This is a genomic window from Natribacillus halophilus, assembly GCF_900100185.1.
GTDB classification, from domain to species: Bacteria; Bacillota; Bacilli; order Bacillales; family Marinococcaceae; genus Natribacillus; species Natribacillus halophilus.
In genome coordinates, this window is record NZ_FNEN01000002.1 from 219010 (window position 1) to 233738 (window position 14729).

Genomic DNA, 14729 nt, shown 5'->3' on the forward strand with positions numbered 1-14729 from the left:
GAGATACCCTGCCTTTGGGGTATAACAACACGCTTCAAGTGTCATAAAGATCGGAGCGATCTCCGTTCCCTCGGATATCCGCGAATATATTCGGACTTTGACGGAACCGTGATTTCTACCAAACAAAAGATCGTCACCCGGTAAAGGCACTTGTTTGATATTCTCCAGTTTTTCAGGTCGTTCATCTGCATAGCCGTAGCAAAAATCATAATTCTGCCCGTTAGGGTACACGCCAATGACTTGAAAGTCATCACTGGCTTCCAGGCGCTTATGGCCAAATCCGGCCGGAAGAATGGTGTGCGGTACTGTGATAGTGGTGATAAGGCGCAACGCCGCCACGCCAAGCGCCAAGCCACTGATTTTGTGCTAAAATATCTACGGGCTGGTCTTCGTCAGTCATGACATTTTGATATAACAATAATGGATAAGACGGATGATTCGGTATGGAGCCGTCATCTTCAAATTTTAGCGGCTCTATTTGTGATGTCTTTTGCCTGTTTCATTACTTTCCCTTTTTATTGTTCCAACGCCTGCATTAAATCCTCTTTGAGATCATCCACATGCTCAAGTCCGATCGATACACGCAAAAGGTTAGCAGGCGTCTTCGTTTCGCTCCCTTCCAGAGAGGCACGGTGTTCAATGAGACTGTGTGTACCACCCAAGCTTGTCGCCCGTATCAACAGCCTAACTTTTGCAGCAACATCCATCGCTTCACGTTGACCGCCTTTTACCTGAAAGGACAACATACCACCATATGAATCCATTTGCTGTGCTGCGATATGGTGCCCTGGGTGATCAGCAAGCCCGGGATAATGAACGACCTCGACATTCGGATGCTCATTCAAAAAATCGGCAATGGCCGTTGCATTTGCACAATGATCCTTCATTCGTGGTGCAAGTGTTTGTACACCCCGCAGTGCAAGCCAACAGTCGAACGGAGAAGGCACAGCGCCTTTTGAATGTTGCCAAGCGCGGAGATTCGCCAACATAGGACTATCAGACCTCGCGATGGCTGTGCCGATCATTACATCACTGTGCCCTCCGATATATTTCGTCAAAGAATGAATGGCGAAATCAACACCAAATGTGAGGGGACGCTGCAGAACCGGCGTTGCAAAAGTATTATCAACGACGGTATATGCGCCTGCCTGTTGTGCGATCTTGGTCACGGCTTCAATATCAGTCACTTGCAAAAGTGGATTAGAAGGCGTCTCCATCCACACGAGGCCGGTTGGCTTATTTTTTACTGCCTTCTCAACTGCATGAAGGTCCGTCATGTCAACTATCTCAATGTCAAAATTCGACCCGATATCTGTTTTGGAAAGAAGAGAACGAATGCCATTATACATATCTTGCGGCATAATCATCCGGCGTGGTTGCTCGGCCGGAAGCGCTTCGATCAATGAAGTGATGGCTGCCATGCCTGATGCAAAAGTGACAGAATCATAGCCATCCTCGAGCGATGTGAGACTGTCCTCCAGCGCGCGTCGGTTGGGATTATTATCACGACTATATTCAAATTCATTTGGATAGGATCCATCCTCAGCTCGTTCAAATGTGGTGGAGGGATAAATTGGCATCGTCACAGAACTGGTGGCGCTGTCAATCGAACGCCCGGCGTGAATGGCCTTTGTTTCAAAACGCATCAATCTTCCTCGCTTTCATATGTATTCTTTTATATGAAGCTATTTTAATTTATTGTATCGCCTCCGTCCATCCTAACTTCAAATAACTTCGCTTATTAAAGGTCCAAATCGCATATGATTTGGACCTTCCTGTGACAAATTGTCACTTTCAATGCTCATCAACAGTTTTAACACTCTTCGCCGGCACGCCTGCCACAACAGTATTTTCCGGGACATCTTTAGTAACAACGGCGCCTGCCGCAACAACAGCTTTGTCCCCAATGGTCACGCCTGGTAGTATGGATGCGCTTGATCCAATCCATGCATTATCGCAATGACAACGGGATCGGGGAATGTTGTGTTTCTTGTTTCCATGGATAAGCCATGACTAAGGGTGGAAATCGTGACATTCATTCCTATTAACGCACCGTCTCCGATGTGAATGCCGCCTCTATCCTGGAATGAACAACCTGTATTAAATATATTTTCCAGTGAAGCGAATCCGTCGTGGAGAGATCTACTTTTTTTCCCAATAAGTTCTCGAGGTCTCTTTGCATTGCAATGAAATCAAATAACGAACGTCCCTCTTCAAATTCAATTAAAAAATCGATATCGCTGTCTGGTTGATTTTCCTTCTTTAACACAGATCCGAATAATTTTATATTCTTGACTCCATGTTCCTGGGCAATCCTGAATATTTCATTTCGTTTTTGTGATATTTCTGCTGCTGTTAGCATTATAATCACCTCATTCATCGTCTCATGAGATTTCGTTTTATAATATCATGAAGGATACAAAGTCGCAATTCTTCAATTGGGCTACGGTGGCGTCCCAGATACTGATACCTTGAGCTTTTAAAGAGGGCATATAATGTCGCTGATATATCTACGAGATCGCCGATATATTCTCAATTTCGCCGATAAATCCGCGTGCGCGCCACCACCCCAAAACAAAACGGGCAAACAGTGTATGCCTGTTTACCCGTCCTGACCATTATAGCGATAAGCCTTTAATATACGCCTTCAGATCGTCGCTTAAATCTTCGCGATGGAGTGCGAAATCTAGCGTTGCCTGGATGAACCCGAGTTTGTCCCCGACATCATACCGATCTCCGCCGAAGCGGAAGGCGTTGACTTCCTGTTGGGCGGCCAATTGCTTAATGGCATCTGTAAGCTGAATTTCGTTGCCCGCGCCCGGGGGGAGATTCTCCAAAATCGGCATAATTTCAGGGGTTAATACATATCGGCCCATGATTGCCAATGTTGAAGGGGCTTCTTCCTGTTTCGGCTTTTCGACGAGGTCCGTGACATTAACGATGCTGGATTCGGTGCCATTCGCGGCGGAAACAATGCCGTAGCTTGACACTTTATCATCCGGGACATTTTGCACCCCTAGCACGGAAGCTTCCCTTTCCTCGTAGATTTCCATCAGTTGTTGCAAACAAGGTTTATCATCGGAGCGTACGATGTCATCCCCAAGCATCACCGCGAAAGGTTCATTGCCAATAAACGTGCGGGCGCAGGCGATGGCATGTCCCAACCCTTGTGGTTCTTTTTGACGGACGTAATGGATGCTGGCCATATTGGATATCTTTTTGACTTCTTCCAGGCGTTCCCACTTTTCACTCCGTTCCAGCGTTTCTTCCAGTTCATACGATTTGTCAAAATGGTCCTCGATCGCGCGTTTTCCCCGGCCGCTCACGATGAGAATGTCCTCGATTCCGGAATCGATTGCTTCTTCCACTATGTATTGAATCGTCGGCTTATCCACGATCGGCAGCATTTCTTTCGGCAACGCTTTGCTTGCCGGTAAGAATCGCGTGCCAAGTCCTGCCGCCGGGATGACTGCTTTTTTTACCTTCATAATCCTTTCTCCTCCTCTAAATGTCATTATAATCTTGGCTGCTCCATGATTCAAATATAACATTCTTGAATAAAAATTGATAAATTTTTGATTTTCTATTTAAAAAGATCCAGGACCTATGATATAATTATTTTGACTCCAGGAAAGGAGGTTTGCGATGGACGGAAACATATCTTATTAGTCTCACCCTCACGCAACTTTGACAGCACATCCCTCCGCTGTCAACAACATTCCCATAACACTTTGTTCAACAATTGTATATTGAGAAGGGTCGTGATCAGTTGTTAAATCAAGTGACTTTGATTGGCCGTTTAACGAAAGACCCCGAGCTGATGTTTACAAATTCAGGAGTCGCCTATGTCAAATTGTTCCTGGCCGTGCAGCGCCCGTTTAAGAACAATGAAGGAGTCAACGATGTTGATTTCATCCCCTGCATCATCTGGCGAAAGCGCGCGGAAAACACCGTGAACTATTGCCGAAAAGGTTCTCTGGTATCGGTTACCGGCCGGATTCAAATCCGACAGTTTACCAACAAGGATGATGAAAGAGTTTTTATGACCGAAGTTGTCGGTGAGGATCTACGATTTCTGAAGTTGGAATCAAACCGGAGACGGCAAGACCAGGAAGAAGCAAAAACCGAGCAACCGTCTTGATAAGCGCGCGTACAACGGTCAACCACCACTAGTATACCAAACGCCAAATAACCACCTTTGTACGCAAGGGACCGCATGGGGGCTCTCTCACAAGAATCCCGGACGTCCCGTGGACTATAGACTAAAAATCCGGTCGTTTCCCCTAACGACACATATCAGTCCCTAGGTGCCACTCAACCCTCGCACCATTCCTCACTCGCTACGTTTATGCTCCGCGCACTACCCCCCAACAGACATAATCTCCACTGGCACCACCGTCCCGGTGTGTAGGGACGGTTTTTTTAATTAAACGTTTTTTTCACCATAGGGAAAAGTGTTTACGACACATTTTTTTGGAAGGATGTTTCCCGATGGCAAAAATATTAATCCTGACCGGTGATGCCGTCGAAGCCCTGGAAGTTTTCTATCCTTATTATCGTTTCCTCGAAGCAGGGATGGAAGCGGACATCGCCGCGCCGAGCGTCAAAACGCTTTATACAGTGAACCACGATTTTGTCGAAGGCTATGAAACGTTCATTGAAAAGCCCTCGTATCAGTTGAAAAATCACATCGCCTTTAACGATGTGAACCCTTCCGACTACGACGGACTGATCATTCCCGGCGGCCGGGCACCAGAATATGTGCGCATGAATCAATATGTACCTAATATCGTGAACCATTTCTTCGATGAAAATAAACCGGTCGGCGCTATTTGTCATGCCGCCCAACTACTGTCAGCCGTTACCGACGGCCGCTTAAAAGGGCGAGAAATGACGGCTTTTACCGCCTGTAAACCGGAAGTCGAAGCCGCCGGTGCACACTTCGTCCATCAAAAAGTGTATGTGGACGATAAACTTGTGACGGGACACGCCTGGGACGATCTCCCCGGTTTCATGCGCGAGTTTATGCGCCTCGTACAATAGTCCATCATTTGATGGCTTCCAGCATGATTGCTTCGCCCTCGAAGGACAGCACTTTCCCGTCCTCGTACTGGATGTTGAATGTTTGCTGAATCGCTTCGGGGGCTTCTTTCATGTATTGCTGCAATGTATTTCGCCTATTCTGCGCGACATCGAGACGATCACACCAGTCCCGGAAGAAAAACGTTTTTCGGAACCGTTGCAAATGTTGAACGGTAAAACCAGCGGCCTCGACTTTGGCGATCCATTCACTTTTCTTCCAAGCGCGAAGATGGCTGGGATCCCTCATTTTTTCCAGCTTGTTATAAAAAGAATCAAACATATCTATTTCAGGCGCCGTATTGTCCAACAGGTATAAAGAACCTTCTTTTTTTGTCACCCGGAACGTTTCTTGTAAAAATACATCCGGCCGCGCGAAATGATGGGCAGCGACGCGACAGATCGACGCGTCGAATGTCTCCGCGGCAAACGGAATGTTTTCGGCGTCGCCCTCTGCAAAACGGAGGTTTTCATGACCGTTTCCACGGATAAATGTTTCCGCCGCTTGCAGCATCTCCGCGGTCACATCCATGACTTCGACTTCTTTTGCCCATGGCGCCAGGGCGTTGCTCACATGCCCGCCGCCGGTGGCTATATCGAGCAGCTTTTCTTCCCCGGAAAGGTCGATCGTTTGAGCCAATACCTGTAAATCCTCGCCCTGCGCGTGCAGGGGGCTTTTCACATAGTTGTCGGCAGAAGTGGAAAACGTTTTTCGTACAGCTTTATGATTATTGGTCATCAGCTATTTTTCCATACTTCATAAGGGTGCCGGGATTGCTCCGGTTTTAAGGGAATGAATGGAATATCCCGTTTAGCGCTAGGCTTAGCCACTTGCTCGTAAACATACCGGGAAGCCAGCCCGTACTCGGCAGCTTCTTCGGTTGCATAAGCCACATACACATCCTCGATGCCCGCGTTATATATAGCGCCCAGGCACATCGGACAAGGCTCTCCACTGGCATACAATTCACACCCTGCCAAACTTTCGCTGCCAAGCTTCTTTCCTGCCGTGCGGATGGCCAGCAACTCGGCATGAGCAGTCGGATCATTATCGCTCGTTGCCTCATTGGCTTCTTCGCTGATGATCTCACCGTCTTTTACGATCACCGCTCCAAATGGGGTATTGCCCCGCTGAATCGTCTCGCACGCCACCTCTATGGCTCTATCCATGAATTGTTCTTTTGACATTTTTTACCTCCCCAGGACGCGCGTTAAGTTTGCCATTTCGATAGCGGCCGTTGCCGCTTCCGCGCCTTTATTCCCTGCTTTTACACCGGCCCGTTCGACGGCTTGTTCAATCGTTTCCGTCGTGATGACACCGAAAATAACCGGCGTATCAGAGGAAAGCGACAGCGATGAAACGCCCTTTGACACTTCGTTGCATACGTAATCAAAATGGGGCGTGGACCCGCGAATAACAGTGCCGAGTGTAATGATGGCATCATAATCTTTTTTGTTCAGCAGTTGCTTCGCCGCATAAGGGATTTCAAATGCCCCCGGCACTTTGGCAACATCGATGTTTTCTTTGTTTGCTCCGTGCCGCACGAGCGTGTCTTCGGCAGCTTCCAGCAGTTTGCTCGTAATAAATTCATTGAAACGAGCGACGACAATGCCGATCTTTATATCAGTAGCGACCAGGTTGCCTTCGAATGTCTCTCCCATTTATGGACCCTCCTAAAATTCAAGCATGTGCCCGAGTTTATGAAATTTCGTTTTTAAATACGATTCGTTGTGCGCCACAGGAGGCAGTTGTAAACCGATGCGTTTGTCAACGTTGATGCCATAATCTTCAAGCCCGCTGATTTTCCAGGGATTGTTCGTTAAAAGCTGCACGTTTTCGACGCCGAGGTCTCGCAATATTTGCGCGCCGATGCCGTAGTCGCGGAGATCAGCCGCATAGCCGAGCTGTTCATTGGCATTGACCGTGTCGTAGCCTTCTTCCTGTAATTTATACGCGCGCAGTTTGTTCATGAGTCCGATCCCCCGGCCTTCCTGGCGCATATAGAGCAGAACGCCGCGCCCTTCTTCTTCGATTTTCTCGAGAGCTGCGTGTAATTGCGGCCCGCAGTCACAGCGTTCAGATCCGAAGACATCGCCGGTCAGGCATTCCGAATGAATACGGACGAGTACCGGGTCCGCGCTCGTGACATCGCCTTTGACGAGGGCAATATTTTCCTGGCCCTCATCCTCATCCGTATAACCGATCGCCCGGAACGAGCCAAATTTGGTCGGCAGCGCGGTTTCAACTTCGCGGTGAACGAGGGTGTCGTGTTTGCGGCGATACTGAATTAAGTCGGCAATCGTAATCATAGGCAGATCATATTGATCAGCGACGACTTTTAAATCCGGCACACGCGCCATTGTTCCGTCCGCGTTCATGACTTCGCATATCAGCCCTGCTTCGGACTCGGACCCAGCCAAGCGGGCAAGATCAACCGTCGCTTCCGTATGGCCTTTTCGTCTGAGCACGCCGCCCTCTTTGGCCACGAGGGGAAAAATATGACCGGGCCGCTTAAAATCTGCGGCGGTTGCCGTCTGCGAAGCAAGGGCCTGCACTGTTTTGGCCCGTTCATCGGCGGAAATGCCCGTCGTTGTATCGTGATGATCGATACTCACGGTGAATGCCGTATCGTGCGCATCGGTGTTGTCAGTCACCATTTGCGAAAGCGCCAACCGGTCCGCCCGCGCTTTTGTGATCGGAGCGCAGATGAGCCCGCGGGCGTGTGTGGCCATAAAATTTACCGTCTCGGCAGACACCTCGCTGGCGAGAGCCACCATATCCCCTTCGTTTTCACGGTTTTCGTCATCGCATACGATAATGATTTTTCCTTCTCGAAGGGCTTTTATCCCTTTTTCAATAGAATTAAACATTCTATATCCCTGCTTTCATGAAGTCATCTCGGGTAAAATCCATTTTCCTCAAGCAGCTCGTTGAGGGAACTTCCCGCTTGCTCCGGCTGCGCATTCGGCTGTAACATTTTTTCTACATATTTGCCGATAATATCGGTTTCAATGTTCACTTTATCCCCGGTAAACTTGCCATCGAGGTTGGTAGCCTCAAGTGTATGGGGGATGATGGCAATGATAAAACTTTGCGGATATTCATGGGCGACGGTCAAACTGATGCCATCGACGGCTACGGATCCTTTTTGCACAATGTAGCGGAGCAGTTCTTCCGGCGCTTTGATCTCGAAATTCACCGACTCCTGCATCTCCGTACGCCGGATAATTTCCCCGACCCCATCGACGTGGCCGGCGACCATATGCCCGCCGAAGCGATCAGTTGCGGCCAGCGGGCGTTCCAGATTGACGTGTGCTTTGTTCCCGAGTCGGGAGAGCGTCGTGCTCGCGAATGTTTCGGCCATAATATCCGCGGTGAATCGTTTTTCATTGACCGCCGTTACGGTTAGACATACGCCGTTAACTGCGATACTGTCACCGATGCGCGCGTCTTCGATCACATGCTCACAGCGGATCGTAACCTGCCCGTGTTGGCCGGATTGCTCGATGGCCTCGACAACCCCCGTTTCTTCAATTAATCCTGTGAACATGACTATTTATCCCCTCTCTTATTTGTGACGGTTACTTTTACGTCTTCACCGACCATGCGCACGTCTTCCACTTCAAGGTCAACTGCCCCATTCTTACTGAAAAGTTTCGGGCCGATGTAGGAGATATAGCGCTGCACTTCATGCTCGGCGATGAACGCATCGATCATCTTTTTTCCGCCTTCGAGCAAAACCGTCTGAATCTCGGCGTGCCCGAGTTCTTTGAGCACAGCGTTTGGGGTGACGGTTGGCATGGAGATGATTTTCACTCCATTTTTTTCCAATTGGGTAGCTTTCGGATCTTCCCGGGAAACCTCTGTAAAAATCCACGTAGGCGCTTCGCCATCCGTTATCAGCTGGGCGTCCATCGGTGTACGCAAGGAGCGATCGAGGACCAGTCTGAGCGGGTGTCTTCCCTCGACTTCCAATCTCGTTGTGAGCGCAGGATCATCCTCCAACACGGTGCCAACGCCAACGAGAATGGCGTCATGCATATGGCGCAGCTCATGGACTTCCTGACGCGCGGCTTCTCCGGTGATCCATTTTGATACTTGCTTCGGCGTCGTCATTTCACCATTAAGGGTGGAGGCGGTTTTAACGGTGACAAACGGTTTTCCGGTTTGCATGTAATGAAAAAAAGCTTCATTTAGTTTAACCGCCTGGTCTTCCAGGACACCGACGTCAACGTTAATATTGGCGTCCCGAAGGGATTCAATACCACGCCCGTTTAGGTCCTTCGTAGCCACGACGACACGAGCGATGCCGGCCGCCCTGATTTTTTCCGTACAAGGCCCGGTTCGCCCGTGATGGTGACAGGGTTCCAGGCTGACATACATCGTCGCGCCTGCCGCGCGGTCTGCAGCCATTTTTAACGCGTGTACCTCGGCATGATCCTCACCTGCCCGCATATGGGCGCCGGTTCCGATGATGCTCCCATCCTTGACGATAACCGCCCCCACCATGGGGTTCGGTGTCGTCTGCCCGTTCATGGTCGCCGCCAAGTCTAACGCACGCTGCATATACCACTGATCATTCATAGCCACAGTCTCCTTTATGAGGACAAAAAAACCCCGGAGCACACAACTCCGAGGTTCGTTCTTTTTAAAAAAAGATCGGTTAAAACACGTATTTTAAAATACGTATCACGATATCACGCTAGACGCAAGCAGATACAGCTTGCTCCTACGCATCCGAAACTTCTCCCATCCAGACTTTCACTGTCGGCCCTGGAGTTCCACCAGATCCACCGTTTTGCACACGCAAACCGGGTCGCGGACTGTCACCGCCGGTAGGGACTTTCACCCTGCCCCGAAGTTTTTGCTTATGAAAATGTTTAAGGAAACTTTATCATCTTCAGCGAGAAACATCAAGCGATTGAATTTAAGGATGACCGCCGCACGTTTGTCGTACCTCTCGAGGTAGCTCATTCTTATTTTGGGGTATGATTATGGGTTTATCGTACCTCTCACGACGGGTCACAACGTCTTTGGGGTATGATAACGCGTTTATTATACCTCTCACCATAGATCGCGCCGTCTTTGGGGTATGACTTCCCGCTTTTCATACCCCGCGCGATGGCCCTCTCCCTGTTTGGGGTATGACAACGTGTGGATTAATACCTCCCGGATTTTTCTCGAGCAAATTTTTGAAAATATGATTGAAAAATCAGCTTAGTGGGAATTGGAACTATAAATCCGTTTTTCAGCGAGGGATAATTTGTTTGTGGAGGGATATTTGTTGGCAGACAATAAAGGCGTTGTGTATCAGGGTGACGGGAAAGTCACCGTCGAGGAAATCGGTTATCCGGAACTTGTCCTTAGAGATGGCCCCGGCGTTCCGAAAGAAAACGTCGATCGCAAATGTGAGCACGGCGTTATTTTGAAAGTGATTACAACCAATATTTGCGGGAGCGATCAGCACATGGTTCGGGGACGAACGACCGCTCCACAAGGGTTGGTGCTCGGCCACGAAATTACCGGTGAAGTCATTGAAACCGGACGCGACGTCGAATTTATCAAAAAAGGCGACATGGTTTCCGTCCCCTTTAACATCGCGTGCGGGCGATGCACGATGTGTCAACAACAAAAAACACATATTTGCCTGAACGTGAATCCGGACCGGCCGGGTTCGGCGTATGGCTATGTCGATATGGGCGGCTGGCGCGGCGGTCAGTCGGAGTATGTGATGGTGCCTTACGCTGATTTTCAGCTTCTGAAATTCCCGGACAAGGATCAGGCGATGGAAAAAATTCTTGATTTAACGATGTTGACGGACATCTTCCCGACCGGCTTCCACGGCGCTTATTCAGCCGGTGTATCGATGGGATCAACGGTCTATGTGGCAGGGGCAGGACCTGTAGGATTGGCAGCGGCCCATTCCGCCCAACTGCTCGGCGCCTCTACGGTTATCGTCGGCGACCTTATTGAAGAGCGCCTGCAACAGGCCGAAAGCTTTGGCTGCGAAACCGTTAATCTAAAAAAACATGACCGTCTCGGCGAGCAGATTGAACAAATCCTTGGCGTACCGGAAGTAGACGCAGCTATTGACGCGGTTGGTTTTGAAGCCTCCGGCCACGGGGAAAGCGGCGAACAACCGGCTGCGGTATTAAACGCGATTATGGACGTCACCCAAGCCGGTGGAGGCCTCGGCATCCCCGGTCTATACGTCACCGATGACCCGGGCGCAGAGGATAAAGATGCGCAAAAAGGGTCGTTAAAAGTTCGTTTCGGACAAGGATGGGCGAAAGCGCATACCTTTGTCACCGGCCAAACCCCGGCGATGTACTACAATCGCGGCCTGATGAAATCGATTTTATCCGGTAATGCCCAGATCGCAAAAGCGGTCAACGCCCAGATTATTTCCCTCGATGAAGCACCGGATGGTTACGCGGACTTCGATCAGGGCGCACCGAAAAAATTCGTCATCGATCCCCACGGATCGCTTTCCTGAGATATTTAGTGGCGCGGGAGGGGTGGCCCCGCCCGCGCCACTTCTAAAGCGCCAGATTAATCCCCGAAAGTGACAGAATTAAAGCGTCAAAAATAGGTTTATCCTTCCTTGCTATACCCTCCTTCTGCTTCGCGTTTGATTTCCAAAAGCGGTGAGCCAAGTCCCGCCGTGACCGTTGCCACGTATGCGCCTTCGATGAGCGGCGCATTGCTGATCGCTATGTTTCTGTCTTCGTGAATTTCCTGAACCATTTCCGCGTTCATTTTTGCACTGCCGATATCATAAAAAATAAGAATATCATCTTCCGGATCGATTTCGTTCATGACCGCCTCGATATGATCCACGCTCGTACCCAGCTCCCCGTCATTCAGACCGCCGCAGGCATAGATACCTACATCCGGGTTCGCTTGTTGCAGTAATTCACGCGCACCTTCCGCCAATGCCTCTACGTGTGAAATCAAGAGGAGTGCCACACGGTTTTCAGCCATTTTTTATTCACCTGCTTTCATCAAATTAGCCAGTTCCTGAAAAAGATAATAACTAGATACGGCTCCCGGGTCGAGATGGCCGACGGATTTTTCGCCGAGCAAGGCGCCGCGACCTTTTTTTACGACCATGTCTTCGGTTGCTTCCATCCCTTTTTTCGCTTCAGCTTCGATCTTTTTCCAATCAGGCTCCGAGGCTGTAAAAGTTGCAGCCACCGGCGACCAGACATCCAAAAGCGTACCTTCGCCAGCTTGCGTTTTCCCGCGTTGGGCGATGCCTTCCACCGCTTTGGCCATGCCTGACATCCACGCTTCGCCATCAACCTGATGCACATCCTTCCAGGCAGCACCGAGGCGCATAAAAGCTGTCCCATACAATGGGCCAGCCGCGCCGCCAACTTTAGATACGAGGGTGCTGCCGAGTTTTTGCATGAGCTGGGACAATGAGAGCTCGTCCCATTCATCCAGGCTTTCCTCGACAGCCCGGAACCCCCGGGCCATATTCACGCCGTGATCACCATCGCCCAGGGCTTGATCCAATGCTGATAGTTCATCTTTTTCTGCTTCCATTCGTATCGCTGTTTTTTGCATCCATTGTTTTGCCTGCTTACTGTCCATATCCGAGCCTCCCTCTATTGCTTCCATTGCACTGTTTTAACCGGTGCCTGCAGATGTTCCGCCAGCTCATCATCAAGGGCGAGCAACGTTAGGGATACCCCGGCCATATCAAGACTGGTCATATATTCCCCAACAAAGGTGTGCTGAATGTCTCTGTCCAGCTGCTCGATTACATCGTTGGCAAACACTTGCAGTTCCATGAGCGAGGTGCTCCCCATGCCGTTCACAAGAACCGCCAATGGAGCACCCTGTGGGATTTCCGGCAAAATATGATCCAGCAAAAGCCGTGCGATTTCTGCGGACGACGCTACCTCTCGGCGATCCATGCCGCGCTCACCGTGTATGCCAATGCCCACTTCCATCTCTTCTTCAGCGAGATCGAAGCTCGGTTGATCAACCGCCGGCAATGTACAAGGCGTAAGCGCGACACTCATACTCCGGACGCGACTGACCGCTTTTTCGGCCAGTCTTTTTACCTCCGACAGGGAGGCACCGGTTTCCGCGAACGCACCCGTCATTTTTTGCACGAGTACCGTTCCGGCAATCCCGCGGCGCTGCTCGGGATCATCCACAGCCACGTCATCATTAATGATCACCATTTCCGCGGTGATTCCTTCGGCTTCCGCCATTTCCTGCGCCATTTCAACGTTCATGACGTCACCGTTATAATTTTTTACGAGCACCAATACGCCCGCGCCTTGATCGGCGGCCTGAATGGCGGCGAGAAATTGATCGGCACCCGGGGATGTGAACACTTCACCGGCCACGGCTGCGTCCAGCATGCCTTCCCCGACGTAACCGGCATGCGCAGGTTCATGCCCGCTTCCGCCCCCGCTTACGATACCCACTTTTTGGGGTTTAAACGAGCGGCGGGTAATGACGTCGGTACCTTCCAGGCGTTGAAGCCGCTCGCCATTTGCCGCGACGAGTCCATCGAGAAAGGCGGTCACAATGTTTTCAGGATCATTCATTAATTTTTTCATATACATCCCTCCGGGTCGTTCGTATGTATGAGTGGTATACCCGTTAAGCGAGTAAAAAAATCATAGAAAACGCGCTCATTATTCTATGATACAATGAGTGAAAAGACATCGAGGAGGACGCGAACATGATCGAGCTGTGCGAAGTCGGACCGAGAGACGGTCTGCAAAATGAAAAGAAGCAGGTAACCACTGGGGACAAGGTAAAATTCATCAATCAACTGATCGCTGCCGGTGTCAAAAAATTCGAAACGGCCTCGTTCGTCAACCCCAAGGTCGTGCCGCAAATGGCCGATGCCGAGCAAGTGATGGAAACACTGCCTGATCGGAATGATGTTACTTATGCGGGACTCGTGCTCAGCCGTTCCGGGCTGGAACGCGCCCTTTCCACGAAAGTTGACCGGTTGCACGTCGTATCAGGAACGAGTGATACATTTAATAGAAAAAATGTCCGCCGCACGGTGGATGAAAGCGTCGAGGAGTTGACAGCCGTGATCGAGGATGCCGGTGTTGCCGGGCGCCCCTCTGCCGCCATTCTCTCCACCGCTTTCGGTTGTCCCTATGAAGGGGCCGTCGATCGGAAGCGTGTTTTTCAGGTGGCGGAAACGTTTCTCGATGTCGGCGTGCAGGAAATCGTCCTCGCGGATACGACAGGGATGGCCAATCCGCAGCAAGTGAGTGAAACGGTCGCTGAGTTCAAGGAAAAATTCGGCGATGAAGTGCCCCTCGGCCTTCATTTTCATAACACACGCGGGCTGGGGCTGGCGAATGTTGCCGCCGGTTATTATGGCGGCGTGCGAAGATTTGATGCTGCGCTGGGCGGGCTTGGCGGCTGTCCGTTCGCACCAAATGCCGTCGGTAACGCCTCAAGCGAAGACATGATTCATATGTTTCAGGAAATGGGCGTCCGCACAGGCATCGATCTCGAAGCGATGATCGCCACGGCAAAATGGCTGGAAGGTCTCATGGAAAAAACGCTCCCGGGCATGGTCATGAAGGCAGGTGCGGCGGGCGAATTGAGCGAGGCGCGTTAGTATATGAGTGAGGCACTGATAAAATCGGGAGATCGC

At 50.4% G+C, this 14729-nt stretch carries 17 protein-coding genes, 1 pseudogene and 1 riboswitch; of the genes and pseudogenes, 4 read left to right on the forward strand and 14 right to left on the reverse strand.

Annotation, left to right across the window (positions count from 1 at the left end):
- The 5 genes and pseudogenes from BLS58_RS17915 to galU form a co-directional block, all read right to left on the reverse strand.
- Positions 1–339 (reverse strand): annotated as a pseudogene (locus tag BLS58_RS17915) (hypothetical protein); the annotation flags it as partial.
- Between the two features lie 176 nt (positions 340–515).
- Entirely contained in the window at positions 516–1646 is a 1131-nt protein-coding gene (locus BLS58_RS03325; RefSeq protein ID WP_090396138.1) for a trans-sulfuration enzyme family protein, read from the reverse strand.
- 148 nt (positions 1647–1794) lie between these two features.
- Positions 1795–2004 carry a DapH/DapD/GlmU-related protein gene (locus BLS58_RS18135; protein WP_218126143.1) on the reverse strand — a complete coding sequence of 70 codons (210 nt, stop codon included), beginning with the start codon at positions 2002–2004 and terminating at the stop codon, positions 1795–1797.
- A gap of 40 nt (positions 2005–2044) precedes the next feature.
- Positions 2045–2362 (reverse strand): nucleotidyltransferase family protein, encoded by a 318-nt coding sequence (locus tag BLS58_RS03335; protein WP_090396139.1) that lies wholly within the window; start codon positions 2360–2362, stop codon positions 2045–2047.
- Between the two features lie 256 nt (positions 2363–2618).
- Positions 2619–3488: a UTP--glucose-1-phosphate uridylyltransferase GalU gene (galU, locus tag BLS58_RS03340; protein WP_090396140.1), complete on the reverse strand. Its 870-nt coding sequence runs from the start codon at positions 3486–3488 to the stop codon at positions 2619–2621.
- 281 nt (positions 3489–3769) lie between these two features.
- On the opposite strand from galU, the gene BLS58_RS03345 reads away from it, so the two are divergent.
- Entirely contained in the window at positions 3770–4141 is a 372-nt protein-coding gene (locus BLS58_RS03345; protein ID WP_090396141.1) for a single-stranded DNA-binding protein, read from the forward strand.
- A gap of 350 nt (positions 4142–4491) precedes the next feature.
- Positions 4492–5043, forward strand: coding sequence for a DJ-1/PfpI family protein (locus BLS58_RS03350; RefSeq protein ID WP_090396142.1), 552 nt, complete (start codon positions 4492–4494; stop codon positions 5041–5043).
- Positions 5044–5047: 4 nt separating this feature from the next.
- Here BLS58_RS03350 and BLS58_RS03355 read toward each other — a convergent pair whose 3' ends face one another.
- From BLS58_RS03355 to ribD, 6 genes are read right to left on the reverse strand one after another with little or no spacing between them, the layout of a single operon-like run.
- Positions 5048–5818 carry a class I SAM-dependent methyltransferase gene (locus tag BLS58_RS03355; protein WP_090396143.1) on the reverse strand — a complete coding sequence of 257 codons (771 nt, stop codon included), beginning with the start codon at positions 5816–5818 and terminating at the stop codon, positions 5048–5050.
- Complete coding sequence (locus tag BLS58_RS03360; RefSeq protein ID WP_090396144.1) at positions 5818–6267, reverse strand: nucleoside deaminase; 450 nt, start codon at positions 6265–6267, stop codon at positions 5818–5820. Before BLS58_RS03360 ends, BLS58_RS03355 begins: the two co-directional genes overlap by 1 nt.
- A 3-nt stretch (positions 6268–6270) precedes the next feature.
- Complete coding sequence (ribH, locus tag BLS58_RS03365; protein ID WP_090396145.1) at positions 6271–6741, reverse strand: 6,7-dimethyl-8-ribityllumazine synthase; 471 nt, start codon at positions 6739–6741, stop codon at positions 6271–6273.
- Between the two features lie 12 nt (positions 6742–6753).
- Positions 6754–7950 (reverse strand): bifunctional 3,4-dihydroxy-2-butanone-4-phosphate synthase/GTP cyclohydrolase II, encoded by a 1197-nt coding sequence (locus BLS58_RS03370; protein ID WP_090396146.1) that lies wholly within the window; start codon positions 7948–7950, stop codon positions 6754–6756.
- A gap of 23 nt (positions 7951–7973) precedes the next feature.
- Entirely contained in the window at positions 7974–8630 is a 657-nt protein-coding gene (locus BLS58_RS03375) for a riboflavin synthase (RefSeq protein WP_090396147.1), read from the reverse strand.
- A 2-nt stretch (positions 8631–8632) separates the two neighbouring features.
- Positions 8633–9664: a bifunctional diaminohydroxyphosphoribosylaminopyrimidine deaminase/5-amino-6-(5-phosphoribosylamino)uracil reductase RibD gene (ribD, locus tag BLS58_RS03380; RefSeq protein ID WP_090396148.1), complete on the reverse strand. Its 1032-nt coding sequence runs from the start codon at positions 9662–9664 to the stop codon at positions 8633–8635.
- Between the two features lie 153 nt (positions 9665–9817).
- A riboswitch (FMN riboswitch) is annotated at positions 9818–9947 on the reverse strand.
- A 402-nt stretch (positions 9948–10349) separates the two neighbouring features.
- Here ribD and fdhA point away from each other — a divergent pair.
- Positions 10350–11576, forward strand: a complete 1227-nt coding sequence (gene fdhA / locus BLS58_RS03385; protein ID WP_425433661.1) for a formaldehyde dehydrogenase, glutathione-independent — start codon at positions 10350–10352, stop codon at positions 11574–11576.
- Positions 11577–11674: 98 nt separating this feature from the next.
- Here fdhA and dhaM read toward each other — a convergent pair whose 3' ends face one another.
- Genes dhaM through dhaK form a run of 3 tightly spaced genes read right to left on the reverse strand, consistent with a single transcriptional unit; the run spans position 11675 to position 13662 of the window.
- Positions 11675–12064 carry a dihydroxyacetone kinase phosphoryl donor subunit DhaM gene (gene dhaM / locus BLS58_RS03390; protein WP_090396150.1) on the reverse strand — a complete coding sequence of 130 codons (390 nt, stop codon included), beginning with the start codon at positions 12062–12064 and terminating at the stop codon, positions 11675–11677.
- 3 nt (positions 12065–12067) lie between these two features.
- Positions 12068–12679 carry a dihydroxyacetone kinase subunit DhaL gene (gene dhaL / locus BLS58_RS03395; protein ID WP_176764580.1) on the reverse strand — a complete coding sequence of 204 codons (612 nt, stop codon included), beginning with the start codon at positions 12677–12679 and terminating at the stop codon, positions 12068–12070.
- Between the two features lie 14 nt (positions 12680–12693).
- Positions 12694–13662, reverse strand: a complete 969-nt coding sequence (gene dhaK, locus BLS58_RS03400) for a dihydroxyacetone kinase subunit DhaK (protein ID WP_090396152.1) — start codon at positions 13660–13662, stop codon at positions 12694–12696.
- Between the two features lie 125 nt (positions 13663–13787).
- Here dhaK and BLS58_RS03405 point away from each other — a divergent pair, with 125 nt between their 5' ends.
- Positions 13788–14693 carry a hydroxymethylglutaryl-CoA lyase gene (locus BLS58_RS03405; protein ID WP_090396153.1) on the forward strand — a complete coding sequence of 302 codons (906 nt, stop codon included), beginning with the start codon at positions 13788–13790 and terminating at the stop codon, positions 14691–14693.
- Positions 14694–14729: the final 36 nt, after the last annotated feature.

What these genes read in the sequence shown, in the direction of transcription:
- dhaK (WP_090396152.1), bottom strand. Translation starts at nt 13,662, where the DNA reads ATGAAAAAATTAATGAATGATCCTGAAAACATTGTGACCGCCTTTCTC.
- ribH (WP_090396145.1), bottom strand. Translation starts at nt 6,741, where the DNA reads ATGGGAGAGACATTCGAAGGCAACCTGGTCGCTACTGATATAAAGATC.
- BLS58_RS03370 (WP_090396146.1), bottom strand. Translation starts at nt 7,950, where the DNA reads ATGTTTAATTCTATTGAAAAAGGGATAAAAGCCCTTCGAGAAGGAAAA.
- BLS58_RS03405 (WP_090396153.1), top strand. Translation starts at nt 13,788, where the DNA reads ATGATCGAGCTGTGCGAAGTCGGACCGAGAGACGGTCTGCAAAATGAA.
- BLS58_RS03350 (WP_090396142.1), top strand. Translation starts at nt 4,492, where the DNA reads ATGGCAAAAATATTAATCCTGACCGGTGATGCCGTCGAAGCCCTGGAA.
- BLS58_RS03335 (WP_090396139.1), bottom strand. Translation starts at nt 2,362, where the DNA reads ATGCTAACAGCAGCAGAAATATCACAAAAACGAAATGAAATATTCAGG.
- dhaL (WP_176764580.1), bottom strand. Translation starts at nt 12,679, where the DNA reads ATGGACAGTAAGCAGGCAAAACAATGGATGCAAAAAACAGCGATACGA.
- BLS58_RS03360 (WP_090396144.1), bottom strand. Translation starts at nt 6,267, where the DNA reads ATGTCAAAAGAACAATTCATGGATAGAGCCATAGAGGTGGCGTGCGAG.
- dhaM (WP_090396150.1), bottom strand. Translation starts at nt 12,064, where the DNA reads ATGGCTGAAAACCGTGTGGCACTCCTCTTGATTTCACACGTAGAGGCA.
- ribD (WP_090396148.1), bottom strand. Translation starts at nt 9,664, where the DNA reads ATGAATGATCAGTGGTATATGCAGCGTGCGTTAGACTTGGCGGCGACC.
- BLS58_RS03355 (WP_090396143.1), bottom strand. Translation starts at nt 5,818, where the DNA reads ATGACCAATAATCATAAAGCTGTACGAAAAACGTTTTCCACTTCTGCC.
- BLS58_RS03325 (WP_090396138.1), bottom strand. Translation starts at nt 1,646, where the DNA reads ATGCGTTTTGAAACAAAGGCCATTCACGCCGGGCGTTCGATTGACAGC.
- galU (WP_090396140.1), bottom strand. Translation starts at nt 3,488, where the DNA reads ATGAAGGTAAAAAAAGCAGTCATCCCGGCGGCAGGACTTGGCACGCGA.
- BLS58_RS03375 (WP_090396147.1), bottom strand. Translation starts at nt 8,630, where the DNA reads ATGTTCACAGGATTAATTGAAGAAACGGGGGTTGTCGAGGCCATCGAG.